The sequence below is a fragment of the Flavobacterium sp. ZB4P23 genome, assembly GCF_003970375.1.
In the GTDB taxonomy this organism is placed as follows: Bacteria; Bacteroidota; Bacteroidia; order Flavobacteriales; family Flavobacteriaceae; genus Flavobacterium.
The window spans coordinates 221439-245537 of sequence record NZ_RYDK01000004.1; the positions used below are offsets into that span (position 1 = coordinate 221439).

A 24099-nucleotide genomic window follows, 5' to 3' on the forward strand; every position below is an offset into this window, starting at 1 on the left:
AGATTTTTAAAATTACATAACGAATTAATCTGTGCTAATCTGTGGCAAAGAAATTTAGTGCTTTATTAAAATATGACATTAAATTTGAGTCATTACTTAGTTTAAAATTTCTTCATAAAATGTACTGTTGTTTAAAAGCCATCTTTAATTAAATAATAGTTTAAAGGGTGCATTAAATGTTGTTTTTAAAACGTTTTTCATTTTTTGGTCCCTAGTTCGCTCCGTCTTATATATTTCCTTAATTTTGCCAAAATATACTAAAAAAGTGGGAAGCAAAAACAAATTAAAAAGATTCAAGGAAAACGAGACATTCAACAACGTTTTTCAACCAACGAGGGAAGAAGTAGTAGGTGATTTATTTCCGTTGAAAGGGAAATGGAATACAGAATTTTTCAAAAATGAAAATCCATTGGTGCTGGAACTAGGCTGTGGGAAGGGAGAATATTCAGTAGGACTGGCAGAAAGGTATCCCAATAAAAACTTTATCGGAATTGATATCAAAGGCGCGCGTTTCTGGCGTGGTGCTAAAACTGCTGTGGATACCGGATTGCATAATGTGGCTTTCATTAGAACTCAGATCGAATTGATCAATCATATTTTTGATGAAAATGAAGTAGACGAAATCTGGATTACTTTCCCCGATCCCCAAATAAAATACAAACGGACCAAACACAGAATGACAAATTCCGAGTTTTTGCAATTGTATAAAAAAGTACTTAAAAAAGACGGTATTGTAAATCTTAAAACAGACAGTGAATTCATGCATGGATATACCTTAGGTTTGCTGCATGGCGAAGGGCACGAAGTTTTATATGCCAATCATAATGTGTATGTAAATGAAGGAAGTCCCGAGGAAGTAACTGCTTTTCAGACATTTTATGAAAAACAATATTTGGAAGTTAATAAAGCAATTACGTATATTCGATTTAAAATTAAAGAATAGTTTTATATTTGGGATTGTTTTTTTGAATACTGGTACCGTTTGCTTATGAATTTAATCACTTCCTTGTTTTTGGGTTTTGTTACTGCCTTTGTGGGGATTACTCCCCCGGGACTTCTCAATATGACAGCTGCTAAAGTAAATCTGAAAGAAGGGAAGAAAAGCGCTTTTTGGTTTGTTTTGGGAGCAGTAATCGTAATTTTTGTACAAGCCTATCTCGCTATTTTATTTGCACAATTTATCGAAGTGCGCCCGGATGTGATTGTTTTATTGCGAGAAGTAGGATTTGTCATCTTTACTGCGTTGACTATTTTTTTTTTGTTGGTTGCTAAAACCCCAAAAATTAAAAAAGGCAAAATAAAAAAGAAGAGTACTTCCACTCGTTTTTTCTTAGGAGTTTTGCTCTCCTCTCTTAACTTTTTCCCGATCCCTTATTATGTTTTTGCAAGCATTACTTTGGCTTCTTATAATTTGTTTCTGTTTGATTTTTCAAATGTTTTTGTTTTTGTGACAGGAGTGGTGTTGGGCTCTTTTTTGGGGTTTTATTTGTACATTACTTTTTTTCAAAAAATACAAGAGAAGTCGGATTATATTATGCGAAACATGAATACAATTATTGGTAGCATAACCGGGTTTATATCATTAGTTACTTTGATTAATATTGTCCGTTATTATATGGGGTAATTGGCTCACCGGGTCTCCCATAAAACCTTTTTTCACTAGATTTAAAATCATGTCAAACGATACTTTTTTTGAACGCGTGTATGACATCGTCAGGCAAATTCCATACGGTAAGGTTACTTCGTATGGCGCTATTGCAAAGGCCTTAGGAACGGCACGCTCTGCCAGAATGGTAGGCTGGGCAATGAATGCCTCCCATGGTTTTGAGGATGTTCCGGCACACCGTGTAGTCAACAGGAACGGTTTGCTTACGGGGAAATTACATTTTGACGGCACCAATCTGATGCAGCAATTATTGGAAAGCGAGGGAATAATCGTGACCAACAATCAAATTGTAGATTTAGAAAAATATTTTTGGCAACCGGAAGTCAGGACAGAATGATTTATAATAGTTCAGATTCCGGGGTTCTAATCTCAACAAATACCCAATAACGACCAGCAATCTGTGCATCAATAAATGCGATGCAAATCCTTTATAATAAGAACTTTTCATAGTATCTTTGTAATCTGAAATCAGTTTAAATAAAGATAATATTCTGGTGGTATAAGCCAATAGAAACAGTAAACTAAAAATGAAATTAGAAAGAAAAGAAATTCTTAAAGCCTTAGAAACAATTACTATAGCCGGAGAAGGGAAAAATATGGTTGAAAGCGGAGCAATTGCAAACGTAGTCACTTTTGGCGATGAAGTAGTGGTAGATCTAGTATTACATACCCCAGCAATGCACATCAAAAAACGTGCGGAAGACGACATCAGAAAAACAATTCTTGAATTAGTATCTCCGGAGGCTAAAATCAAAATTAATAGTAAAGTGGAAGTGCCGGACAAACCGGAAATCAAAGGAAAACAAATTCCAGGTATAAAAAATATTATCGGAGTAGCCTCTGGTAAAGGCGGTGTAGGTAAATCTACCGTTACTGCAAATCTTGCAGTATCATTAGCTAAAATGGGATTTTCAGTAGGGATTCTCGATGCGGATATTTATGGTCCGTCCATGCCTATTATGTTCGACGTAGAAAGTGAAAAGCCCATTTCTGTCATGGTAGACGGAAAATCAAAAATGAAGCCTGTAGAAAGTTATGAGGTAAAAATTCTTTCGATAGGATTTTTTACAGCACCAAGTCAAGCAGTAATATGGCGAGGACCCATGGCTTCTAAAGCCTTGAACCAAATGATATTTGATGCAGATTGGGGAGAATTAGATTTTATGTTAGTCGATTTGCCACCAGGAACAGGAGATATTCACCTTTCTATCGTGCAATCCTTGCCAATTACAGGAGTTGTCATCGTAAGTACTCCTCAGGCCGTAGCTTTGGCCGATGCCAAAAAAGGAGTTTCAATGTTCCTCTCAGAAGCTATAAATGTACCAGTTTTAGGAATTATAGAAAACATGGCGTATTTTACACCGGAAGACTCGAGCGAAAGCGAACAGGCGAAGCAATTGCCTGAAAACAAATACTATATCTTTGGAAAAGAAGGGGCCAGGAATCTTGCCGAAGACTTAGATGTTCCATTCCTTGGTGAAGTGCCCATCGTACAATCGATTCGGGAAGCAGGTGATTACGGTCGTCCCGCAGCCATGCAAACCGGTTCAGTTATCGAAACAGTTTTTGAGGAAATCACAAAAAATGTAGTGCAGGAAACCGTCAACAGAAATAAAAATTTACCTGCTACCGAAGCTGTGAAAATTACAACTATGGCAGGTTGTTCCGCAGTAAAAAAATAAAAAATTAGAACGCATGAAAATAATTTTCAATCGTTCAATTTTCTAATCTTTTGAATCTTTAAACAAAGACAATGACAACAGAACAATTAACCCTAGAAGTTCAAAAAGCGCTAGAAGAAATAAGACCTTTTTTGAATTCAGATGGTGGTGACATTACCCTTATTTCCATAGAGGACGGGAAACACGTAAAAGTGCGTCTCGAAGGAGCCTGTACCAGTTGCAGCGTAAATCAAATGACATTGCGTGCCGGAGTAGAAACAACCATCAAAAAGTTTGCACCACAAATAGAAACTGTTGTAAATATCCTATAAATTAACAGGGCGTGCCCCTTTTAAGAAAAAAGGCTACTTGTTTTAACGGGTATAGGCCTTTTTTCTTAAAACGGTCGGGCTATCCGCGCTACTTCGGTAGCTAGCTTCTATCCCTCACGCAGTCCGTATTTAATAACCAACACCGATTGCCTAAAAACAAACACCCACAATCATATGGATGTATTAATAAAAATAAAAGATCGAGAAGGAGTCGTGCATGAGTTACAGGCTCCCACGGATATGGCCATGAATATCATGGAATTATGCAAAGCCTATGAGCTTCCTGTAGAAGGAACCTGCGGCGGTATGGCCATGTGTGCTTCCTGTCAATGTTATGTTCTTAATGATGTTGCCTTGCCAGAAATGGGCGATGATGAAGAAGCAATGCTTTCAGAAGCCTTTTATGTAAAAGCAAACAGTCGTTTGGGCTGTCAGATCCCAATTACCGAAAGCCTCGAGGGATTAGAACTCGAATTGGCTCCTGAAAATTAATAAAAAAGCATCTTGTTACTAAAACAAGATGCTTTTTTTAAGGGTATTTTCTAAAGAAGTGTTGCGTTATTTGAAAGTATTAGTTTTATGCCAATTCAACATTCATTAGGATAGTTTCTTCGATGGCATCCCAAAGACCAATGCGTTTCTCTAAAGCTAATTTTGATACTTCCTCAACATCAGACCATTTTTGAGCATCTGTACCGCAAAGTTCTGTTATCATTTTCATCGCCATTGGCCCATGTTCATCCGCATCCAATTCGATGTGTCTTTCAAAATAATAAATCAGTTTGCTCAAATCCGTTTCAGGGAAATTCTCCTGAAAGTTTTTCAAAATAGCGGTAAACATACTCGGTATCAAATCTTCTCTTCCAAAAGTAAAAGCCGCTGCAATTTCATGGGATTTCCCTTCCTCAATAACCCTGAATGTGAAATCCAGGAATGCTTTAATATTGGGGTGTAAAGTGCTGGTTTTTATAGCGACAAATATGTTTTGAAGGGAATCTACTTCAGTTAAAAAATGTTCAATACCTTCAGTATTTGCTCCACAGGATTGCATGGCTTCAATATACATTTCATAATGACTCAAACGGCGTCCGTCTAATGTTAAGTCAGATTCTTCAGCAAGGACAATTTCGTTTATTAAATATCGGGTTTGTGGATTTTCCGTTGCAAACCAGGGTGTTGTTGTACAAGTTAATTTGGATTGTAATGCTTTTAATAAAGACATGAAATCCCAAACGGCATAAATATGATTTTCTAGAAAACATTGTAAATCCTCAATAGTTTTTACTTTTTTATATAAAGGATGGTGTAACAACAGTTCTTTTTGAGGCTGAATACTATTGTTGATGGTTTGGATATTCATAAAGAGTATTTTTGTGTAAATATAAAAAAGCTTCTTGGTATCAAGAAGCTTTTATTATCAATTTTATTAATAGTTTAATAACTGTTTACCACTACTTGAAAGCAGGAATTCCAGTGATGTCCATACCGGTAATTAACAAGTGTATATCGTGCGTCCCTTCATAGGTGATTACAGATTCCAGGTTCATCATGTGACGCATGATCGAATATTCTCCAGTAATTCCCATTCCGCCTAGCATTTGTCTGGCTTCTCGGGCAATTTCCACAGCCATCATTACATTATTTCTTTTGGCCATTGAGATTTGGGCCGTTGTCGCTTTACCTTCATTTCTTAAAACACCTAATCTCCATGTTAATAATTGCGCTTTTGTGATTTCAGTAATCATTTCGGCTAATTTCTTTTGTTGTAATTGGGTTCCTGCAATGGGTTTGTCAAACTGAATTCTTTCTTTAGCATATCGCAATGCGGTATCATAGCAGTCCATGGCAGCACCAATAGCGCCCCAGGCAATTCCGTAACGTGCTGAATCCAGACAACCAAGCGGTGCTCCTAATCCAGATTTATTGGGCAATAAGTTTTCTTTCGGAACTTTCACATTGTCAAAAATCAATTCTCCAGTTGATGAGGCACGAAGCGACCATTTGTTGTGCGTTTCCGGAGTGGTAAAACCTTCCATTCCGCGTTCTACAATTAAACCGTGAATTCTTCCTTCTTCATTTTTTGCCCAAACAATGGCGATGTCTGCAAACGGAGCATTTGAAATCCACATTTTGGCACCATTCAATAAATAATGGTCGCCCATATCTTTGAAGTTGGTAATCATACTTCCTGGATCTGAACCATAGTTAGGTTCCGTTAAACCAAAACAGCCCATGTATTCTCCAGTGGCTAACTTAGGTAAATATTTTACGCGTTGTTCTTCGTTTCCGTATTTCCAAATAGGATACATTACCAAAGAAGATTGTACAGATGAAGTGGAACGAACGCCAGAATCACCGCGTTCTATTTCTTGCATGATCAAACCATAAGATATTTGGTCTAGACCCGCACCGCCGTATTCTTCTGGGATGTAAGGACCAAAACCGCCTATTTCGCCCAAACCTTTAATGATTTGTTTTGGGAATTCGGCTTTTTGAGCATATTCTTCTATAATAGGTGATACTTCACGTTTTACCCAAGCACGAGCAGAGTCACGTACTAGTTTGTGTTCTTCTGTTAGTAAATCGTCAAGGTTGTAGTAATCTGGAGCTTGAAATAAGTCTGGTCTCATGGTTATTAATTTTTATGGAACAAATTTACAGAAAGAAATATAACAAAAGCATTAACAAATGTTATATTTTTTTATTTGAAATAGAAATAAGTAAGTCGAAAGTTTAAAAGTCGTAAAGTCAAAAGAATTAACTTTAAGTAAAACAGCTTTAAATCAGATTTTTACATGATTTTATCCTGATTTTAAAATACGACATTATACCATGGTTATTACTTAGCTTATTTTTTAACAAATAAGTCCTTTTATATACGGGATTTTATTAAAAAAGGTATTATCCTCTAAATTACAATAAAAATTAACTTTAGCAGAGATCAAAGGTGTTTTAAATAAGATTACGGAATGGTTTAGGTGTTATTTAGAATCATTTTGGACTTACATCTTCATATAAAACTCTTTAGTCAATGCAATGTATTCGGGAGTATAAATGTGTCTTGCAGTTTCGATAATCAATTCGTCAACGGGATAGTTCGAGCTTTCTTCTCGGCTAAAGGCCAATAAACTGCGTTTAATTTCGGTAGTTGGAGTTCCTTTTACGTGTGTAATTTTAATTGGATACAATTCGTATTCTTTGGCAAGAGCCAAGAAATTTTCTTCTTCTTTGAAAGGAATTATAACTGTGAATATTCCGTTTTCTGAAAGCAATAAATCAGCAGCCTCGATTAAATCCTCAAAAGGCATCGCGTCAGCAAAACGGGCTAAATCACGTTGTTCGTTATCAGATTTGTAATCATCAGTATAAAATGGAGGATTGGAAACAATTAAATCATACTCGTCTTCCGGTTCTTCGACGAATTCATCTAAACCGGCATGAAAACAAAATAAGCGATCACTCCAAGGGGAGTTTTCAAAATTATCTACGGATTGTTCATACGCTTCTTCGTCTATTTCCAAAGCGTCAATTTGTTCCGCGTTACTTCTTTGTGCCAGCATTAGTGCGATTACTCCTGTTCCGGCTCCAATATCTAAAATACTAATAGGATTGTTTTCAATAGGAGTCCATGCACCAAGTAAAACGCCATCGGTTCCAATTTTCATGGCGCAACGATCTTGCTGGATTGAGAATTGCTTGAAACTAAACATAGGGAATTTTGATTTCAGATTGTAGATTAACGATTTTTGAGGAATTGAACACTAAAAACTGAATACTGAACACTAATTTAAAGGTACATTTCAATAAGTCCTTCTGGTAGATCCATGATAACTTTTTTGTTTTCACGGTCAATTTTAACCAAGAAAAGATCAATCATGGGGATAAGAATCTCAACATCACCGTTGAGGACTTCAAAAAGGGGTTGGGCAGTAGTATCATTAATGGATTCGATCTTTCCAACAACACCAAGACGTTTGTCTTCAACTTCAAAACCAATTACTTCGTGGAAATAGAATTTATTGCCGCTAAGTTTCGGCAACATCTTCAAAGGAAGGTAGATGGCATTGCCTATAATGGCGTCTGCCTCTTCTTCGGTAGTCATGTCTTCAAAACGAATTCTAAGTAAATCGTTTTTGTGCAGCGAACTACTTTCAATAAAAAAAGGAACCAAGTGTTTGTTACATTCAACAAACACTGATTCCAAGTTTTCATATAACTCAGGTTCGTCCGTGTCTAAATAGGCTAGAATTTCCCCTTTGAAACTAAATTTTTTAGCGATTTTACCTAAATAGAAACAATCTTCTTTACGCATAGTCGCCTTCTAAAATTATGCTTCAGTTGTTTCGTTATTTTCTTCTGCGGCAGGAGCTTCTTCAGCTTCAGCAACTTCTTCTTCAACAGCTGGAGTTGCAGCAGCGATAGCGTCAGCTTCTGCTTGAGCAGCTGCAGCTAAACGTTTTGCATTTACATCTTGTTCTGCTTTGAAAGCTTTAGCTTTAGCATCCGCTTGCACTTTTGTTAAGCCGTCTTTTTTAGCATCTACTTTTCCAGTTTTTGCCTCTAACCAAGCATTTAATTTAGCATCAGCTTGTTCTTGAGTTAAGGCTCCTTTACGGATACCACCGTCAAGGTGATGTTTCAATAAAGCTCCTTTGTAAGAAAGAATCGCTTTAGCAGTATCTGTTGGTTGAGCACCATTGTGCAACCATTTTACTGCACTATCAAGGTTTAAGTCGATAGTTGCTGGGTTTGTGTTTGGATTGTAAGTACCAATTTTTTCTAGGTATTTACCATCTCTTTTTGAGCGCGCATCTGCAGCTACAACCCAGTAAAAAGGTTTTCCTTTTTTACCGTGTCTTTGTAATCTAATTTTTACTGACATAATCTTGTGATTAAATTTTGAGGTACTCGACCTCTGTTAATTAAGGGTGCAAAGATACCTTTTTTATTGATAAATACTAATTGGATTGTGGTTTTAATCTGTGGCAGTGCGCTGTAGGTGGTTTTGATTCGTGTTTTTTTGTCCTGTTATGTTTTTTTTTTTAGCATTAATGCCCTATTTTTGTTAGTAAAAGAAGGTTTTATGAAAAAATATTTGATATTTCTAGGGGTACTTTTTTTAATGATTTCATGTGCGGAAGAGGTGAGTTTTAATACTCCTTCTTTACAAGGAAGGAAAGACAATGTGTTTTGGAGAGCGACAGCTTCCAAAGCGACTTTAGCTTCTGATGGTTCACTAGTAATTGAAGGGTTTACTGGAAATGAGGTTTTGACTTTGAAGACAACCTCCATATCACCTCAAGTGTATCCATTGGGAACCAGTAATTCCAAGACAGCTGTTTACGTATTGACTGGAGGAAGCGATTTTTCATTTGCAACAGGTATTGACATGGGTAGCGGGCAAATAGTAATTACTGATTATGATGAGAAGGGTCTTACGGTTACAGGTACTTTTAAATTTAGTGCAGAAAATGCAAATGGCAACCCATCAGCAGGGACTGTTTTGAATTTTCAACAAGGCGTATTTTATAAGGTTCCGGTAAGTCTGCGGGTTCCCTAAATTCACACGGTTAAGATTCTTAAATTGCAGGAGTTGGGTATTTTAGTAACTTCATTTTCTTTTTGAATTTAAAATAAAAACATAAATAAGCTAATCTATAGTAGATTGCAAAAAAAATAGCAGTACATTTGTTTTATTATTTAAATAAGAACATATGAATATTTTTGTTGGAAGTCTTCCATTCAGTATTGAGGAAGCAGATTTAAGAGAGTCTTTCGAGGCTTATGGAGCAGTTGATTCAGTTAAAATTATTACTGATAAATTCACTGGAAGAAGTAAAGGATTTGGTTTTGTTGAAATGCCAAATGATGAAGAAGCTCAAAAGGCTATTGATGAATTGAATGGTGCTACTGTTCAAGGACGTGCAATCGTTGTAAACAAATCGGAGCCTAAACCAGAAGGTGAAAGAAGAAGTTTTAACAATAACAGTCGTGGTGGAGAATCTCGCGGTGGTTATGGTGGTGGAAACAGCCGTGGTGGAGAAAACCGTGGTGGTGGAAACAGAGGTGGATATTAATATTTTTCTCTACAACTATAAAAAAAGGTGTCAATGTAAATTGACACCTTTTTTGTTTCCTCACCCCAGCCCTCTCCCAGAGGAAAGGGGGTTGGATTTTACAAATTAGCAACTAACCAGTCACCTACTTCGCTAGTTTTGTGTGCCTTAGTCCCTTTAGCAACTAAATCTTCAGTTACAATTCCTTGTTCGAGTGATTTGTTGACTACAGCTCTAATCGCAGCCGCTTCTTCTTTTAAGCCGAAGGCATCTTCAAACATCATTGCAGCAGATAATACGGTCGCTAATGGATTGGCAATATTTAGGCCTGTGGCCTGTGGATAGGATCCGTGAATGGGTTCGTACAATGAAGTATGTTCTCCAACGGATGCAGAAGGCATTAATCCCATTGATCCGGATATCACTGAAGCTTCATCAGTCAAAATATCTCCAAATAAATTTTCTGTAATCAAGACATCATATGAATTTGGCCATTGTACTAAACGCATCGCTACGGCATCCACAAATTCATAACTTACCGTAACTTCGGGATAGTCTTTTTCCATTGCTTGTACGGTTTCTCTCCACAAACGAGAAGTTTCCATTACGTTGGCTTTGTCTACACAACATAGTTTTTTAGTACGAGTCATTGCTAGTTCAAAACCTTTTTTAGCTAAACGTTTTACCTCTGATCTGGTATAGGTACAAGTGTCAAACGCTGTTTCACCACCGTCTTTTCTTCCTTTTTCTCCAAAATAAATTCCGCCGGTAAGTTCCCTTAAAAAGATTAAATCAGTTCCTTCAATACGCTCTCTTTTTAAAGGAGAATTGTCAATCAAAGAGGGGAATGTAAATGTTGGGCGAACATTAGCAAACAGCCCTAGTTTTTTACGCATTAATAACAAACCTTGTTCTGGACGAACTGGAGCGCTTGGATCATTATCGTATTTTGGATGGCCAATGGCTCCAAATAAAACAGCATCAGCTGCCATACAAATTTCGTGAGTCTCATCAGGATAAGGAACTCCTACGGCGTCAATGGCACAAGCTCCTGTAAGTGCAGGAGTCCAGATGATTTCATGGTTGAATTTTTTAGCGATCGCATCCGAAACTTTTACGGCTTCATGGATTACTTCTGGTCCAATTCCGTCTCCGGCTAAAAGGGCTATTTTTAATTTCATATTAATTGTGTTTTCCTCCTCCCAGCTCCCTCCAAAGGAAAGGGAGACTGGGTGTTGAAGGATTGGGTTTGTAGTTTGTGTTGTATTTCTTTAATTTTATTTCAAATTTTCAAGCTCCAATTTCGGCTTGGCTCCCTCACCTTCGTGGAGGGCTGGGGCTGGGATTACGTTCAGCATTTTTTGGGTTGCTATAATTGCGGCAACTGTTTGGTCAGAGTCCAGCCCTCTGGTTTTGAATTCTTTTTCATTATTTGTCCAGGTGATTATGGTTTCGCATAAGGCGTCAGAACTGCTTCCTGGTGGAATTCGTACGGCATAATCAATCAGTTTTGGCAATTCTAAGTTTTTGCTTTTATATATTTTTGCCAATGCATTCATGAAAGCATCAAATTGTCCGTCTCCTTGTGCATGCTCTTCAATGATTTCACCATCTATTTTTAAAGATAAAGTAGTCGATGGACGCATGCCTTTTGCATGAGATAATATATAGGACTCAACAACAATTTTTTCCTGATAGGTTTGGCTGTCCAAAACATCAGAGATAATATAGGGTAAGTCTTCTTTAGTAACGGTTTCTTTTTTATCTCCTAATTCAATGATTCTTTGGGTAACTAACTTTAAATCCTCGGGGTTTAATTGAAGGCCTAATTCTTGAAGATTTTTCTCGATATTGGCTTTTCCAGAGGTTTTACCAAGGGCATACTTTCTTTTTCTGCCAAAACGCTCCGGTAGTAAATCGTTAAAATACAGGTTGTTTTTATTGTCACCATCGGCATGAATACCAGCAGTTTGTGTAAATACATTGTCGCCCACAATAGGTTTGTTTGCAGGGATTCTGTATCCGGTAAACGTTTCTACTAATTTGCTAACAGAATATAACGAAGATTCTTTTACGCCAATTTCTATTTCGGGTAAGAAATCATTGATTACCGCAACAGTGCTTTCAAGGGGTGCATTTCCAGCCCGTTCTCCCATCCCGTTAACAGTTACATGAAGCCCTTGAATACCAGCTTTTACGGCTTCCATTACATTGGCGATACTTAAATCGTAGTCGTTGTGCGCATGAAAATCAAAATGAGTATCAGGGTATTTCGTTATAATTTTTGCAATAAATTCAAAAGTTTCAGAAGGGATTAAAACCCCTAAAGTGTCCGGTAATAAGATTCTTTTGACCGGTTGCTTAGTTAGAAAGTCTAAATATTGAAATACATATTCAGGGGAATTACGCATTCCGTTACTCCAGTCTTCCAGATATACATTGGTTTCAATATTATTTTCCTGAGCTAAGGCTATGGCTTGCGCAATTTCAGAAAAATGTTGTTCGGGTGTTTTTTTTAACTGGTGGGTTAAGTGGTTGAGCGATCCTTTGGTTAGTAAATTCTGAACTTTAGCTCCGGTATTTTTCATCCATTCAATAGAAAGGCCGCCGTCTACAAAGGTTAAAACTTCAATTCGGCTGCTGTATCCTTTTGTTTCGGCCCAAGCCATAATTCCTTTCACTCCTTGAAATTCACCCTCGCTTACACGAGCCGAAGCAACTTCGATTCGGTCAATATGAAGCTCTTCCAGTAATAATTGTGCAATGGTTAATTTTTCTGCAGCAGAAAAGGAGACTCCGGAGGTTTGTTCACCATCACGGAGCGTCGTATCCATTATTTCAATTTTTCTTTTTTTCATTATAAATGGGATTCGATTTCGATTTCATGAATCAGAAATCGGGATATCTTGTTTTTATCAAAAACTAAAAACAGTTGCTTCGGGGAGAACCCAAAGAAAATCTTTAGCCAATACCTTTTCGGATTATGTTTAGTAAGGAAGTTGATTGGCAAATTCCACCACTTCTGATTTTATATTTTGCAAATAATCAATATCGTCAAAACCATTGATCATATTGTCTTTTTTATAACCCGAAATATCAAAAAATTCTTTTTCGCCAGTTGCTTTAATGGTAATGGTTTGTTCTGGAAGATTAATTTCTAGTTCCGTTTTTGGATCTTCTTCGATAGTTTTAAATATTTTTTCTGCAAATCCAGCACTAACCTGAACTGGTAAGACACCAACATTCAGGCAGTTATTTCTAAAAATATCAGCAAAAAAACTAGAAACCACACATCTAAAACCATAATCGTAAACCGCCCAAGCAGCGTGTTCTCTTGAGGAACCCGAACCAAAATTTCTGCCTCCAACAAGAATTTTTCCGCTGTAGATTGGATTATTCAGTACAAAATCAGCTTTCGGAGTTCCGTCATTATTGTATCTCCAGTCACGGAAAAGGTTGTCGCCAAAACCAACACGTTCGGTTGCTTTTAGAAATCGAGCGGGAATAATTTGATCCGTATCTACATTTTCGATAGAAAGCGGAACTGCGCTACTGGTAAGAATATTAAATTTATCGTAAGCCATTTGATTTTTGATTTTTGATTAACGATTTTAGATTTTAGATTTCCTGTTTTGAAAATAAATGTTTAATCGCTACTGTTTTTATTTTTTACTATTTTAATCTTGATTTTAAAAATTCAAATTGGATTTTGACACTAACGAAATCTGCAATCAAAAATCGTTAATCTTCAATCTGAATTCTTTTAAAGAAGTTCTCTAGGATCTGTCAAAACTCCAGTTACAGCGGCAGCAGCAGCCATAAACGGACTTGCTAACAACGTTCTTGAGCCAGGTCCTTGACGTCCTTCAAAGTTTCTGTTGGAAGTACTTACCGCATATTTTCCGGCAGGAACTTTGTCGTCATTCATTGCTAAACAAGCGGAACATCCTGGCTGACGCAAAACAAAACCAGCTTGGGTTAATACCTCAAGAATTCCTTCTTCTTTAATTTGTGCTTCTACGACATGTGATCCTGGAACCAGCCAAGCGGTAACATTATCCGCTTTTTGGCGTCCTTTTACAATGGAGGCAAAAGCTCTGAAATCTTCAATTCGACCATTGGTACAACTTCCTAAAAAAACATAATCAATTTGTTTTCCAATCATGGCTTCTCCTTGATGAAATCCCATGTATCCTAAAGATTTTGCATATGTTTCTTCTCCTTCGGCAACGTCTTTTGAGTTTGGAATGCTTTTAGAAATTCCCAATCCCATTCCTGGGTTTGTTCCGTAGGTAATCATAGGCTCAATATCCGATGCTTCAAAGTTGATTTCTTCATCAAATTTGGCATCAGTATCTGTTTTCAATGTTTTCCAATAGGCTACTGCTTTATTCCAATCATCCCCTTTTGGAGTATACAAACGTCCTTCTAAATAATCAAAAGTAGTTTGGTCTGGAGCGATCATTCCGCCACGAGCACCCATTTCGATACTTAAATTACAAACGGTCATACGGCCTTCCATGGTCATGTGTTCAAAAACTTCACCTGCATATTCCACAAAATAGCCGGTAGCCCCTGAAGTCGATAATTTAGATATAATATAAAGTGCCACATCTTTGGGAGTAACCCCAAATTGAAGATTACCGGCAACATTAATGCGCATTTTTTTAGGTTTAGGTTGCATAATGCATTGGGTAGAAAGTACCATCTCAACCTCAGACGTCCCAATTCCGAAAGCGATGGCGCCAAAAGCTCCGTGAGTTGATGTATGTGAATCACCACAAACAATGGTTGCTCCGGGTAAGGTAATTCCGTTTTCAGGACCCACCACATGAACAATTCCATTTTTTTGATTTCCTAAACCCCAATGGCTAATGCCGTATTCAGCAGCATTTTCTTCTAATGCTTTGAGTTGATTGGCAGACAATGCGTCTTCAACCGGTAAATGTTGATTTATAGTTGGTGTGTTGTGATCTGCAGTAGCAAAAGTGCGCTCTGGGTATAATACTGAAATGCCTCTTTCTTTTAAACCTAAAAAAGCTACAGGACTAGTAACTTCATGGATGAAATGACGGTCAATAAAAAATACGTCTGGTCCGTCTTTAATTTTGCGCACCACGTGCGAATCCCATACTTTGTCAAATAATGTAGTACTCATTTTAATATGTTTTAATGTGTTTTGTTTATAGCCCAAAAGGCTACGATGATAACAATAAAGACAAAGCTAAAAAAACAATCAAGGCTTTACGTATCAATATTCCATTATATACGATACCCAAAATCCCATTCGGATATTTCTTTGTTGATTTTTGTCTTTTTACTTTTTTTTTGTACGGTACTTTTTTATTTAGATCTAATAAAAAATCAATTTGTTGAGTTTTTTGATGTTTATTGAATCGTTAAATTAGGCTTCTTAAATGCAGTTATATTTACGAATATTTAATTAAATGGTATGAAAAGTAACTTTTTTTTAATTTTAAATTCACTAATTCACTTTTGTGACAGTTGTTTTTCAAAATGGTTTTCGTAGTAAACAACATTTTTTTTAGCGGTATTTCATTGTTTTTTTTTGATGAAATACTACGACATTCAAAAAAGCAATATGTCGTCTTTTTATCTTTTAATAAGATGCAATCAAACTGATTTGTTGAAAGTGATCGTAGTTTTAATAGGAGAATAGCCTTGGAAAATAATTTTGTTTTTTGTTGATAATTTACTTCTATTCTACTCTAAAAAAACTAAATTTGAAATTCATTTTTCGCGATTTTTTAAAATCACAAACTCTTCAAATCCAGCTATGTACTTAATATTCGATACCGAAACCACAGGATTACCAAAACGTTGGGGCGCACCCATTTCAGATACGGATAACTGGCCACGATGTATTCAAATCGCGTGGCAGTTGCACGACGATATGGGTAAACTGATTGAGCATCAGGATTATTTGATCAAGCCCGAAGGGTTTAATATTCCGTTTGATGCCGAACGAATTCACGGTATTTCTACAGAATTGGCGGAAGCCGATGGGATTTCGTTGGCAGAAGTGCTAGAAAAGTTCAATGCTGTTTTAGGTAAAGCTAAATTTATAGTGGGTCAGAATTTAGGTTTTGATATCAATATTATGGGGTGCGAATTTTACAGAATGGGAGTGGAGAGCCAAATGAGCTCGATGCCAATTCTGGATACTTGTACAGAAGTTACGGCTTCGTTATTAAAATTACCAGGTGGCCGTGGCGGTAAATTTAAACTGCCTACGCTAACGGAATTGCATTCGTATCTTTTTAATAAACCTTTCGGTGAAGCGCACAACGCCACTGCCGATGTGGAGGCAACTACGCGTTGTTTCTTAGAGTTAATTCGTCGTGATGTTTTTACAAAAGAGGAACTAGACGTTCCGGGCAGTTATTTTCAAGATTTTCAAAGCAAGAATCCAAATGAGATTAAACTCATAGGTTTAAAACATATTAATCTAAAGGAAGCGTCCGATAAAATTCGTCAGCAGTTTGGCGAAAAACAAGCGCCGACAGTTTCGAAAGCAGAACTTTCAGAGAATAAAAAAGTACTTATTGATGCGCCTTTCGTGCATTTGCATAATCATACGCAGTTTTCGGTATTGCAATCGACGATCAGTATTGCAGCATTGGTAAAAGCGGCGGCACAACAAAAAATGCCGGCAGTTGCCATGACCGATCATGCGAATTTGATGGGTGCTTTTCATTTTGTCCGCGATATTTTATACCATAATAAAGTGGCTGAAGCCAAGAATAAAGAGGCGATTGAAAATGGGGATGAACCTACTGAAGTTCCGATGAAACCTATTGTAGGTTGTGAATTTTTTGTATGTGAGGACCATAAAAACAAAAAAATTAAAGACAATGGTTACCAGATAGTACTTTTGGCGAAGACCAAAAAAGGGTACCATAATTTGGCTAAAATGTCTTCCATTGCGTATACCGAAGGTTTTTATTATGTGCCAAGAATCGATAGGAAAGTCATCCAGGAATTCAAAGAAGATATTATTGTTTTATCCGGAAATCTTTATGGTGAAATTCCAAATAAGATTTTAAATATTGGTGAAAACCAAGCTGAAGAAGCTTTGCTTTGGTGGAAAAACGAATTCAAGGAAGATTTTTACATTGAGGTGATGCGTCACAATCAGGAAGATGAAAATCGGGTGAATGCGTCTTTGATTTCATTGGCCAGAAAGCATGATGTCAAGATTATAGCGACAAACAATACCTTTTATATAGATAAGGAAAATTCGAATGCGCACGATATTTTGCTTTGTGTGCGTGATGGCGAAAAGCAAACCACGCCTATTGGTCGTGGTCGAGGGTATCGGTACGGATTGCCCAATCAGGAATATTATTTCAAGTCGGGAGACGAAATGAAACAACTTTTTGCAAATTTGCCCGAAGCAATTTCAAATATTTCGGAGATTGTGGATAAAATTGAAATTTTCGATTTGGCACGGGAAGTTTTATTGCCAAAATTTGAAATTCCGGTTGAATTTAATAATCCGGAAGATGCTGTTGATGGTGGGGTGCGAGGAGAAAATGCGTATTTGAGGCACCTTACTTTTGAAGGAGCAACAAGACGATATCCCGTAATGACCGAAGAAATTCAAGAACGACTTGATTTTGAATTGTTGACGATATCTAATTCAGGATATCCAGGATATTTCCTGATTGTGCAGGATTTAATTGCTGAGGCGAGAAGCATGGGCGTTTCTGTAGGGCCGGGAAGGGGTTCTGCGGCGGGATCGGTGGTGGCGTATTGTTTGAAGATTACCAACATTGACCCCTTGATGTACAACCTGCTTTTTGAGCGTTTCCTGAATCCGGATCGGGTGTCTTTGCCCGATATTGATATCGATTTTGATGATGAAGGACGCAGTAGCGTAATGGATTATGTGATCCGTAAATACGGTTCGAAACAGGTGGCGCAAATTATCACGTATGGTAAAATGGCTACCAAATCAGCGATTCGAGATACTGCTCGTGTGTTGGATTTACCTTTGTTTGAAGCCGATAAAATAGCCAAATTGATTCCGGGAATGATGCCTTCTAAGTGGAATTTAGCTCGTTTTTTAAATGAAAAGGACGATGTAATTAAGAAGGCCGTTCGTCCCGAAGAGTATGATAAAATAAAGGAATTAATAGGACTTGCTAATGAAGATGATTTGGGCGGAGAAACCATTCAGCAAGCCAAAGTTTTAGAAGGGAATCTTAGAAATACAGGAATTCACGCCTGTGGTGTCATTATTACGCCAAGTGATATTACTGATTTTGTTCCTGTAGCAACCGCCAAAGATTCGGATTTGTATGTGACCCAGTTTGATAACTCGGTGGTGGAAAGTGCCGGTTTGTTAAAGATGGACTTTTTGGGTTTGAAAACCCTTACTCTGATAAAAGATACGGTTAAATTAGTAAAATACAGAACTGGAATTGACCTGAACCCGGATGAGTTTCCTATTGATGATTTGAAAACCTACGAGCTTTTCCAGCGAGGAGAAACTGTAGGAATTTTTCAATATGAGAGTCCGGGAATGCAAAAATACATGAAGGAATTAAAGCCTACAGTATTTCCCGATTTGATTGCCATGAATGCCTTGTATCGTCCGGGGCCAATTGCCTATATTCCAAGTTTCGTCAAGCGAAAAAACGGTGAAGAGGAAATTATTTATGACCTTGACGCCTGCGAAGAATTACTAAAAGACACCTACGGAATTACCGTTTACCAAGAACAAGTAATGCTTTTGTCCCAGAAACTAGCGGATTTCTCAAAGGGGGATGCGGATGTTTTGCGTAAAGCGATGGGAAAAAAACAAAAGGATGTTTTGGATAAAATGAAACCTAAATTTATCAGTCAGGCTGCGGCCAAAGGGCATTCTGAAGATAAACTGGAGAAAATCTGGAAAGACTGGGAAGCCTTTGCAGAATATGCGTTTAATAAATCACACTCGACTTGTTATGCCTGGATTGCCTACCAAACGGCATTTTTGAAGGCGAATTATCCGGCTGAATATATGGCTGCGGTTTTGTCCAATAACATGAGTGATATCAAGCAAGTTTCTTTCTTTATGGAAGAATGCAAACGCATGGGATTACAGGTTTTAGGACCGGATGTGAATGAATCGTTTTATAAATTTACGGTAAACGATGATTATGCGGTTCGGTTTGGGATGGGAGCTGTAAAAGGTGTAGGTTCTGGCGCTGTGGCTACGATTGTGGAAAATAGAAAAGACGGAAAATACAAATCTATTTTTGATTTGACCAAACGGATTGATTTGCGTGCGGCCAATAAAAAAGCATTGGAGAATCTGGTTTTGGCGGGTGGTTTCGATTCGTTTTTAGGAACTACTAGAGCACAATATTTTCATGATGATGGCGATGGAATTACCTTTTACGAAAAAGCAATTCGGTACGGAGCTAAATTTCAGGAAAATGAAAATTCAGCTCAAGTAAGTTTGTTTGGAGAAAGTAGTGATGTGCAAATTGAAGAACCTGTTGTTCCGCCTTGTGAGGATTGGAGCACAATGGAAAAATTAGCCAAAGAAAAGGAAGTGGTGGGGATTTATATTTCTGGGCATCCGCTGGACGATTACAAATTTGAAATGAAATATTTTTGCAATGCCAAGTTAGAAGCACTCAAGAACATGGAATTGCATGTCAGTAAAAATTTGACTTTTGGGGGGATTATCAATAATGTACAACATCGTGTTGCCAAAAACGGAAAAGGCTGGGGCATATTTACATTAGAAGGGTACGATGAAAGTTATGAGTTTCGGATTTTTGGGGAGGAGTATTTGAAGTTTCGCCATTTTCTGATTCAGAATAATTTTACGTTCATGAAAGTAATGGTCAAGGAAGGCTGGACGGATCGGGATACTGGAAAAAAAGGGGATCCAAGATTACAATTTGTGCTGGTGCAATACCTGCAGGATGTGCTGACTACATTTGCTAAAAAGCTAATTTTACTGTTGAATATTAATGATTTAGAGGCGGAATTTATCCATAAGTTAAATCATATTTTTCAAGAAAACAAAGGCGATAATACTGTAGCTTTTGAAATTATGGAGTTGGAAAAAATAAAGCGATTAGTAGAAAATGTAGTGGTACTTCCGGAAAATGAAGAAGCCGTTTTTGTAGACGAAAATGAGGAAACCGATTCTCTAGAATCAGGAAATCCCGAAATTAGTACGGCAACTGAAGTAGAAGAAATAAAAGTAGTGACTAAACTGACCATGCCAAGCAGAAAATTGAAAGTGAAAATTTCAAATGAATTGTTGGTTGAACTGGAAAAAATGCAAATTAATTTTAAGTTAAACTGATTTTTTAACAGTTAAATTTAATTTTTTTTAGTGTTGTTTTTGTTAAAATTATGCGCGCACAGTAAAAATTTAGCTTGGCGTTTGACAGAACTGTTGTTTGCGCTTTTTACGGCCTAAAAAGCCCGGAATCGTTGGGTAAATTTACATTATGTTTGTGTGAATTAAACAACAATAATCATGAAAAAGAATTTATTTTTATTTGGATTTATGTTTTGTTCTATGATTGTGATAGGGCAAACGGAAAAAAAGGAAAGTTGGTATTTTAAATTAGGAGGATCCTATTTTCTTCAGACAGCCGCAACTGAATTCCCTACTGTTGGAGGCCAGTCTGCACTAAGTACAGTTTATGTAGGAGGCGATTTAGTTTCAGAGGAGAGTGTTACGGGGTCTTTTGGAGAAGGTTTTCGCACATCTGGCAGTGTTGGATACCGTTTTACGGATCGTTTGGGTCTGGAAATGGGAATCAATTATTATAATAGTACGGATAAAACAATGGTCAAAAGAGTCGATGATGGCGCTACAACACTGCGATCCGTTGGGCAAATTAGAGCTTTTGATTTAGCTCCTGCACTTGTGTTTTTTCTGGGAGAAGTAAAAGGATTTGAAACCTACTCTAAAGTTGGGGTAATTGTGCCTGTTCACGGGGATTTGACGATTGAAACAAATGCCGTTGCTGGCGCTGGTGTAAATGTATTTAGCAAGGATGTCATCAAGCCAAATCCTACAGTAGGTTTTCAAGCGGCGTTAGGGACTTCGTATAAATTGGCCAAAAACCTTTCGGCTTTTGCAGAATTGGAATACCGTAACTTTACTGTTCATGGAAAAGATAAAGAAACAACGGAATTTACGGTTAATGGAGTAGATCGATTGAATACGCGTACAATATCTCAGATACATTCGAATTATTCAGACCGTTTAGACAGTAACTCTAATAACGCTCAGTTTAATACCGTGGATACTTCCAGACCTACGGATGAGCTGAGTTCTTATGTTGGAATCAGCGGATTGGGATTAACACTTGGAGTAAAATACAGTTTATAAACACAAAAAGTTAGATTTTTTAAAAAGACTATCTGAAATGACGGTCTTTTTTTAGGAATAAATATTTTGGTTTTCAGGAAACCCCTAGCCCTGATGGGAGCGGCATCTCCCGATTTAGAAAAACAAGGCTTTTTTAGCCGTAGTTTTTGTTAATTGGGAATACAGCGTACAGCAGGAAATAGCTCCAAATAAGTAATAAATGGAGGTACACTGAATGTGTTGAATAAGAATTGGCAATGTATTAATAGGTAAAACTAATTCAGGAATAGTGTTTGATTAGTTTTTAATTTCTAAATTTGTATTCTAGTTTTGAATTTTAAAAATTCAAACGATAAACTTTAAATAAAATAGTATGGCATTAGCAATAACAGACGCGAATTTTGAAGAATTAGTTTTGAAATCTGACAAACCGGTAATGGTGGACTTTTGGGCTGCTTGGTGTGGACCGTGTAGAATGGTAGGACCAATCATTGATGAATTGAGTACGGAATACGAAGGAAAAGTAGTGATAGGAAAAGTAGATGTGGATGCAAATCAAGAATTTGCTGCCAAATACGGAGTAAGAAATATACCAACTGTTTTGGTTTTTCACAACGGAGAAGTAGTAGGAAAGCAAGTAGGAGTTGCTCCAAAGCAAACCTACGCGGATAGTTTAGACGCATTGTTGTAATCAGTAGATTATGATTTATATAGGATCTGTACTGGATTCAGAGAAAAGGTTTGGCGAGAGTCAAGCCTTTTTTTTGTTTAAGCTGAATTTATTTCAGTTCCTAAATTGAGTTTCTGTAATAGTTTAATTTTTAAATCGTTCAATCTTTTAATATATTTGGGATATGAAGATCGAATCGCAAATAGAGAAAATTTCTAGTTTCCAGCATCTGGAATTGCTGGCGCATCAAGTGGTGGAAGGATTTATTTCTGGAATGCATAAAAGTCCGTTTCATGGATTTTCGGCTGAATTTGCGGAGCATAAAGTGTATAACGCAGGCGAAAGTACCAAACATATTGATTGGAAGTTGTTTGCCAAAACGGAACGCTTGTACGTCAAGCGATTTGAAGAAGAGACAAATATGCGGTGTCATATTATCATTGATAATTCCTCATCGATGCATTATCCGAAATTGAAAGAGAATCAGAATTTTTTTGAGAATAAGATTGGTTTTTCAGTTTTGGCTTCGGCAGTATTAATGAATCTCTTGAAGAAGCAACGTGATGCTGTGGGACTAAGTGTGTTTTCGGACAGTTACGAGTACTACGCGCCTGAAAAAGGCAGTGATCGCCACCATCGAATGATTTTGAATGCGCTTGAAGGACTTTTAGAGAAATCTGCGACTACTAAAAGTACGGATGCAATTACTTTCTTGCATCAAATAGCCGAGAAAATCCACCGCCGTTCGATGATTATTGTATTTACCGATATGTTTCAATCCGGTAATGAAAAAGCGCTGTTTGATGCCTTACAACATTTGAAACACAACAAGCATAAAGTGGTTTTGTTTCATGTTGTTGACAATAAAACAGAGCTTAATTTTGACTTTGATAACGCCCCGCGAAAGTTTATTGATATAGAAACAGGAGAGGAAGTAGCAGTTTTTGCCGATAATGTGAAGGAGGAATATGAAAAACAAGTAGAAATGTACTTCAAGAAGTTGGCTTTAACGTGCTCTCAAAACCGAATAAAGTACATTCCGGTGAGTGTGAATGAAAGTTTTGAAAAAATAGTACTGACGTACTTGGTTGAAAAACAAAACTTTGGGTGATAGTACGGTTTTTTATCAATTATTTTTTCAAAAAACACTTGCGTAAACGGAAATCTATTGTATCTTTGCCACCGCAATAACGCAGAGGTTTGGTAGTTCAGTTGGTTAGAATACATGCCTGTCACGCATGGGGTCGCGGGTTCGAGTCCCGTCCAGACCGCAATATTGGGGAAAGCCTTTCGTAACAGAAAGGCTTTTTTGCCCCTAAAAGGTTTTTAACGTTAGTTGTGTTGTTTGCTGCGAATTTGTAACTCGTAGCGGGTTTAGTAGTTAGACCAATGAAAAGCTTTCCACTTTGTGGATAGCTTTTTTGATTTAAATGTAGCAGGTTTGGGAGTTCAGTGGGTTAGCATACATGCCTTTCATTTCGTATTTCCCTTAAAATAACTCGGATTTATAATTCCATACAATCCACACAAACAATCCTAAATACATCACGCAAACCACAAATTTCATAAAGCTGGAGGCCAGAAACCCTATAAAGGAACCTGTAGCCGCTCTCAAAGCTCGATTATGGCCTTTAAAATCGTAAATAAGTTCACCTATCAAAGCACCAACAAAAGGGCCGATAATGAATCCAAAAGGGACAGGAGCAAGAATCCCCACGATCAATCCGATGTTAGTGCCCCAAATACCATAGGAGCTTCCGCCAAATCGCTTAGTTCCCTTTGCCGGAATCACGTAATCTAAAACCGACAAGATCACGGTGATCAATAAAGTAATTCCTAAAATCCAATAATTTACCGGAACAGCATTTGTGAAATACAGTAATGCCAATCCAACCCAACTGATGCCAGGTCCGGGCAGAACCGGTAAAAAACTACCAAAAACGCCTAAAATCATACACATAAAACCAAGAACCAAAAGCAGTACATCCATAAATTTATTTTTACTAATTTTGAACACTCAAAAGTAACACGTAACCAGCTTGGAAAGGGATTAAATTAATTGCTTCATTTTCGATTATGTTCTTTTTTACTTTTTCTTTTTGGACCGTAAATGCCCAAGAAAAAATTGTAAACAACAATGACATATTTTTAAAGTAGGCTATTAACAACAAAAGTAAAAGTATTGAATTTTTATTTGAAAGAGTTTGATGTGCTTTTTTTGATTTTTTCGATAAAAAATCAGACCCAAACTCGGTATTGAATTAGGAGGAATTTTATAAATATACAATCCAAACTGCTGTTCTTCCAGATCGATTGGTGGCTTCGTATTCCGATCAAAAAGAAATTGCCGCTGCGATCAAA

22 protein-coding genes and 1 tRNA gene are annotated in these 24099 nt (G+C 37.2%); 13 read left to right on the forward strand and 10 right to left on the reverse strand.

The genetic code is table 11. From position 1 onward, the window contains the following. Nucleotides 1-265: 265 nt before the first annotated feature. From trmB to EKL99_RS08455, 6 genes are all read left to right on the forward strand, one after another. On the forward strand, nt 266-943 hold the full coding sequence (gene trmB, locus EKL99_RS08430; protein ID WP_126459008.1) for a tRNA (guanosine(46)-N7)-methyltransferase TrmB: 678 nt from the start codon (nt 266-268) through the stop codon (nt 941-943). Nucleotides 944-988: 45 nt separating this feature from the next. Continuing rightward, nucleotides 989-1624 (forward strand): LysE family transporter, encoded by a 636-nt coding sequence (locus EKL99_RS08435; RefSeq protein ID WP_126457519.1) that lies wholly within the window; start codon nt 989-991, stop codon nt 1622-1624. A gap of 49 nt (nt 1625-1673) precedes the next feature. Next, on the forward strand, nt 1674-2003 hold the full coding sequence (locus EKL99_RS08440; protein ID WP_126568968.1) for an MGMT family protein: 330 nt from the start codon (nt 1674-1676) through the stop codon (nt 2001-2003). Nucleotides 2004-2193: 190 nt separating this feature from the next. Continuing rightward, the gene (locus EKL99_RS08445) at nt 2194-3348 is read left to right on the forward strand and encodes an Mrp/NBP35 family ATP-binding protein (protein WP_126563637.1); all 1155 of its coding nucleotides are present in this window, start codon (nt 2194-2196) and stop codon (nt 3346-3348) included. A gap of 71 nt (nt 3349-3419) precedes the next feature. Beyond that, nucleotides 3420-3659, forward strand: a complete 240-nt coding sequence (locus tag EKL99_RS08450; protein WP_126454312.1) for a NifU family protein — start codon at nt 3420-3422, stop codon at nt 3657-3659. A 174-nt stretch (nt 3660-3833) separates the two neighbouring features. After that, nucleotides 3834-4151, forward strand: a complete 318-nt coding sequence (locus tag EKL99_RS08455; RefSeq protein WP_039110363.1) for a 2Fe-2S iron-sulfur cluster-binding protein — start codon at nt 3834-3836, stop codon at nt 4149-4151. An 85-nt stretch (nt 4152-4236) separates the two neighbouring features. On the opposite strand, the gene EKL99_RS08460 is transcribed toward EKL99_RS08455, so the two are convergent. From EKL99_RS08460 to EKL99_RS08480, 5 genes are all read right to left on the reverse strand, one after another. Beyond that, nucleotides 4237-5019, reverse strand: a complete 783-nt coding sequence (locus EKL99_RS08460) for a DUF3050 domain-containing protein (RefSeq protein WP_126457517.1) — start codon at nt 5017-5019, stop codon at nt 4237-4239. A gap of 91 nt (nt 5020-5110) precedes the next feature. Beyond that, nucleotides 5111-6289 (reverse strand): acyl-CoA dehydrogenase family protein, encoded by a 1179-nt coding sequence (locus EKL99_RS08465; RefSeq protein ID WP_126562149.1) that lies wholly within the window; start codon nt 6287-6289, stop codon nt 5111-5113. 372 nt (nt 6290-6661) lie between these two features. Continuing rightward, entirely contained in the window at nt 6662-7369 is a 708-nt protein-coding gene (locus tag EKL99_RS08470; protein ID WP_126454304.1) for a tRNA1(Val) (adenine(37)-N6)-methyltransferase, read from the reverse strand. A gap of 77 nt (nt 7370-7446) precedes the next feature. Then, nucleotides 7447-7971 carry a ribosome maturation factor RimM gene (gene rimM, locus EKL99_RS08475; protein ID WP_126457515.1) on the reverse strand — a complete coding sequence of 175 codons (525 nt, stop codon included), beginning with the start codon at nt 7969-7971 and terminating at the stop codon, nt 7447-7449. 15 nt (nt 7972-7986) lie between these two features. After that, entirely contained in the window at nt 7987-8541 is a 555-nt protein-coding gene (locus EKL99_RS08480; protein ID WP_126454300.1) for a 30S ribosomal protein S16, read from the reverse strand. A gap of 201 nt (nt 8542-8742) precedes the next feature. On the opposite strand from EKL99_RS08480, the gene EKL99_RS08485 reads away from it, so the two are divergent. Both EKL99_RS08485 and EKL99_RS08490 read left to right on the forward strand, forming a co-directional pair. Next, nucleotides 8743-9219 carry a DUF6252 family protein gene (locus tag EKL99_RS08485; RefSeq protein WP_126562148.1) on the forward strand — a complete coding sequence of 159 codons (477 nt, stop codon included), beginning with the start codon at nt 8743-8745 and terminating at the stop codon, nt 9217-9219. A 154-nt stretch (nt 9220-9373) separates the two neighbouring features. Next, nucleotides 9374-9736: an RNA-binding protein gene (locus EKL99_RS08490; RefSeq protein ID WP_126454296.1), complete on the forward strand. Its 363-nt coding sequence runs from the start codon at nt 9374-9376 to the stop codon at nt 9734-9736. A gap of 98 nt (nt 9737-9834) precedes the next feature. Here the strand turns inward: EKL99_RS08490 and leuB are convergent, their stop codons facing one another. The 4 genes from leuB to leuC all read right to left on the reverse strand — a co-directional run bounded on the left by leuB (nt 9835) and on the right by leuC (nt 14873). Then, nucleotides 9835-10896: a 3-isopropylmalate dehydrogenase gene (leuB, locus tag EKL99_RS08495; RefSeq protein WP_126562147.1), complete on the reverse strand. Its 1062-nt coding sequence runs from the start codon at nt 10894-10896 to the stop codon at nt 9835-9837. A gap of 96 nt (nt 10897-10992) precedes the next feature. Then, the gene (locus EKL99_RS08500) at nt 10993-12573 is read right to left on the reverse strand and encodes an alpha-isopropylmalate synthase regulatory domain-containing protein (protein ID WP_231507411.1); all 1581 of its coding nucleotides are present in this window, start codon (nt 12571-12573) and stop codon (nt 10993-10995) included. A 129-nt stretch (nt 12574-12702) separates the two neighbouring features. Further along, the gene (leuD, locus tag EKL99_RS08505) at nt 12703-13299 is read right to left on the reverse strand and encodes a 3-isopropylmalate dehydratase small subunit (RefSeq protein WP_126457513.1); all 597 of its coding nucleotides are present in this window, start codon (nt 13297-13299) and stop codon (nt 12703-12705) included. Nucleotides 13300-13478: 179 nt separating this feature from the next. Next, nucleotides 13479-14873 (reverse strand): 3-isopropylmalate dehydratase large subunit, encoded by a 1395-nt coding sequence (leuC, locus tag EKL99_RS08510; RefSeq protein ID WP_126562146.1) that lies wholly within the window; start codon nt 14871-14873, stop codon nt 13479-13481. Between the two features lie 639 nt (nt 14874-15512). Here leuC and dnaE point away from each other — a divergent pair. The 5 genes from dnaE to EKL99_RS08535 all read left to right on the forward strand — a co-directional run bounded on the left by dnaE (nt 15513) and on the right by EKL99_RS08535 (nt 23009). Further along, nucleotides 15513-20048 (forward strand): DNA polymerase III subunit alpha, encoded by a 4536-nt coding sequence (gene dnaE / locus EKL99_RS08515; RefSeq protein ID WP_126576762.1) that lies wholly within the window; start codon nt 15513-15515, stop codon nt 20046-20048. A 177-nt stretch (nt 20049-20225) separates the two neighbouring features. Further along, nucleotides 20226-21089: an outer membrane beta-barrel protein gene (locus tag EKL99_RS08520; protein ID WP_126457510.1), complete on the forward strand. Its 864-nt coding sequence runs from the start codon at nt 20226-20228 to the stop codon at nt 21087-21089. A gap of 352 nt (nt 21090-21441) precedes the next feature. Next, complete coding sequence (trxA, locus tag EKL99_RS08525; protein WP_126454285.1) at nt 21442-21759, forward strand: thioredoxin; 318 nt, start codon at nt 21442-21444, stop codon at nt 21757-21759. 163 nt (nt 21760-21922) lie between these two features. After that, a complete protein-coding gene (locus tag EKL99_RS08530; protein ID WP_126576763.1) occupies nt 21923-22849 on the forward strand; it encodes a DUF58 domain-containing protein in 927 nt (308 codons plus the stop codon). A gap of 86 nt (nt 22850-22935) precedes the next feature. Then, a tRNA-Asp gene (locus tag EKL99_RS08535) sits at nt 22936-23009 on the forward strand. A gap of 218 nt (nt 23010-23227) precedes the next feature. Here the strand turns inward: EKL99_RS08535 and EKL99_RS08540 are convergent. Further along, on the reverse strand, nt 23228-23728 hold the full coding sequence (locus tag EKL99_RS08540) for a DUF456 domain-containing protein (RefSeq protein WP_126562142.1): 501 nt from the start codon (nt 23726-23728) through the stop codon (nt 23228-23230). Nucleotides 23729-24099 lie beyond the last annotated feature (371 nt).

What these genes read in the sequence shown, in the direction of transcription:
- EKL99_RS08470 (WP_126454304.1), bottom strand. Translation starts at nt 7,369, where the DNA reads ATGTTTAGTTTCAAGCAATTCTCAATCCAGCAAGATCGTTGCGCCATG.
- leuB (WP_126562147.1), bottom strand. Translation starts at nt 10,896, where the DNA reads ATGAAATTAAAAATAGCCCTTTTAGCCGGAGACGGAATTGGACCAGAA.
- EKL99_RS08480 (WP_126454300.1), bottom strand. Translation starts at nt 8,541, where the DNA reads ATGTCAGTAAAAATTAGATTACAAAGACACGGTAAAAAAGGAAAACCT.
- EKL99_RS08520 (WP_126457510.1), top strand. Translation starts at nt 20,226, where the DNA reads ATGAAAAAGAATTTATTTTTATTTGGATTTATGTTTTGTTCTATGATT.
- rimM (WP_126457515.1), bottom strand. Translation starts at nt 7,971, where the DNA reads ATGCGTAAAGAAGATTGTTTCTATTTAGGTAAAATCGCTAAAAAATTT.
- dnaE (WP_126576762.1), top strand. Translation starts at nt 15,513, where the DNA reads ATGTACTTAATATTCGATACCGAAACCACAGGATTACCAAAACGTTGG.
- EKL99_RS08485 (WP_126562148.1), top strand. Translation starts at nt 8,743, where the DNA reads ATGAAAAAATATTTGATATTTCTAGGGGTACTTTTTTTAATGATTTCA.
- EKL99_RS08450 (WP_126454312.1), top strand. Translation starts at nt 3,420, where the DNA reads ATGACAACAGAACAATTAACCCTAGAAGTTCAAAAAGCGCTAGAAGAA.
- EKL99_RS08460 (WP_126457517.1), bottom strand. Translation starts at nt 5,019, where the DNA reads ATGAATATCCAAACCATCAACAATAGTATTCAGCCTCAAAAAGAACTG.
- EKL99_RS08490 (WP_126454296.1), top strand. Translation starts at nt 9,374, where the DNA reads ATGAATATTTTTGTTGGAAGTCTTCCATTCAGTATTGAGGAAGCAGAT.
- EKL99_RS08445 (WP_126563637.1), top strand. Translation starts at nt 2,194, where the DNA reads ATGAAATTAGAAAGAAAAGAAATTCTTAAAGCCTTAGAAACAATTACT.
- EKL99_RS08435 (WP_126457519.1), top strand. Translation starts at nt 989, where the DNA reads ATGAATTTAATCACTTCCTTGTTTTTGGGTTTTGTTACTGCCTTTGTG.
- trxA (WP_126454285.1), top strand. Translation starts at nt 21,442, where the DNA reads ATGGCATTAGCAATAACAGACGCGAATTTTGAAGAATTAGTTTTGAAA.
- EKL99_RS08530 (WP_126576763.1), top strand. Translation starts at nt 21,923, where the DNA reads ATGAAGATCGAATCGCAAATAGAGAAAATTTCTAGTTTCCAGCATCTG.
- leuD (WP_126457513.1), bottom strand. Translation starts at nt 13,299, where the DNA reads ATGGCTTACGATAAATTTAATATTCTTACCAGTAGCGCAGTTCCGCTT.
- EKL99_RS08440 (WP_126568968.1), top strand. Translation starts at nt 1,674, where the DNA reads ATGTCAAACGATACTTTTTTTGAACGCGTGTATGACATCGTCAGGCAA.
- EKL99_RS08500 (WP_231507411.1), bottom strand. Translation starts at nt 12,573, where the DNA reads ATGAAAAAAAGAAAAATTGAAATAATGGATACGACGCTCCGTGATGGT.
- leuC (WP_126562146.1), bottom strand. Translation starts at nt 14,873, where the DNA reads ATGAGTACTACATTATTTGACAAAGTATGGGATTCGCACGTGGTGCGC.
- EKL99_RS08540 (WP_126562142.1), bottom strand. Translation starts at nt 23,728, where the DNA reads ATGGATGTACTGCTTTTGGTTCTTGGTTTTATGTGTATGATTTTAGGC.
- EKL99_RS08455 (WP_039110363.1), top strand. Translation starts at nt 3,834, where the DNA reads ATGGATGTATTAATAAAAATAAAAGATCGAGAAGGAGTCGTGCATGAG.
- EKL99_RS08465 (WP_126562149.1), bottom strand. Translation starts at nt 6,289, where the DNA reads ATGAGACCAGACTTATTTCAAGCTCCAGATTACTACAACCTTGACGAT.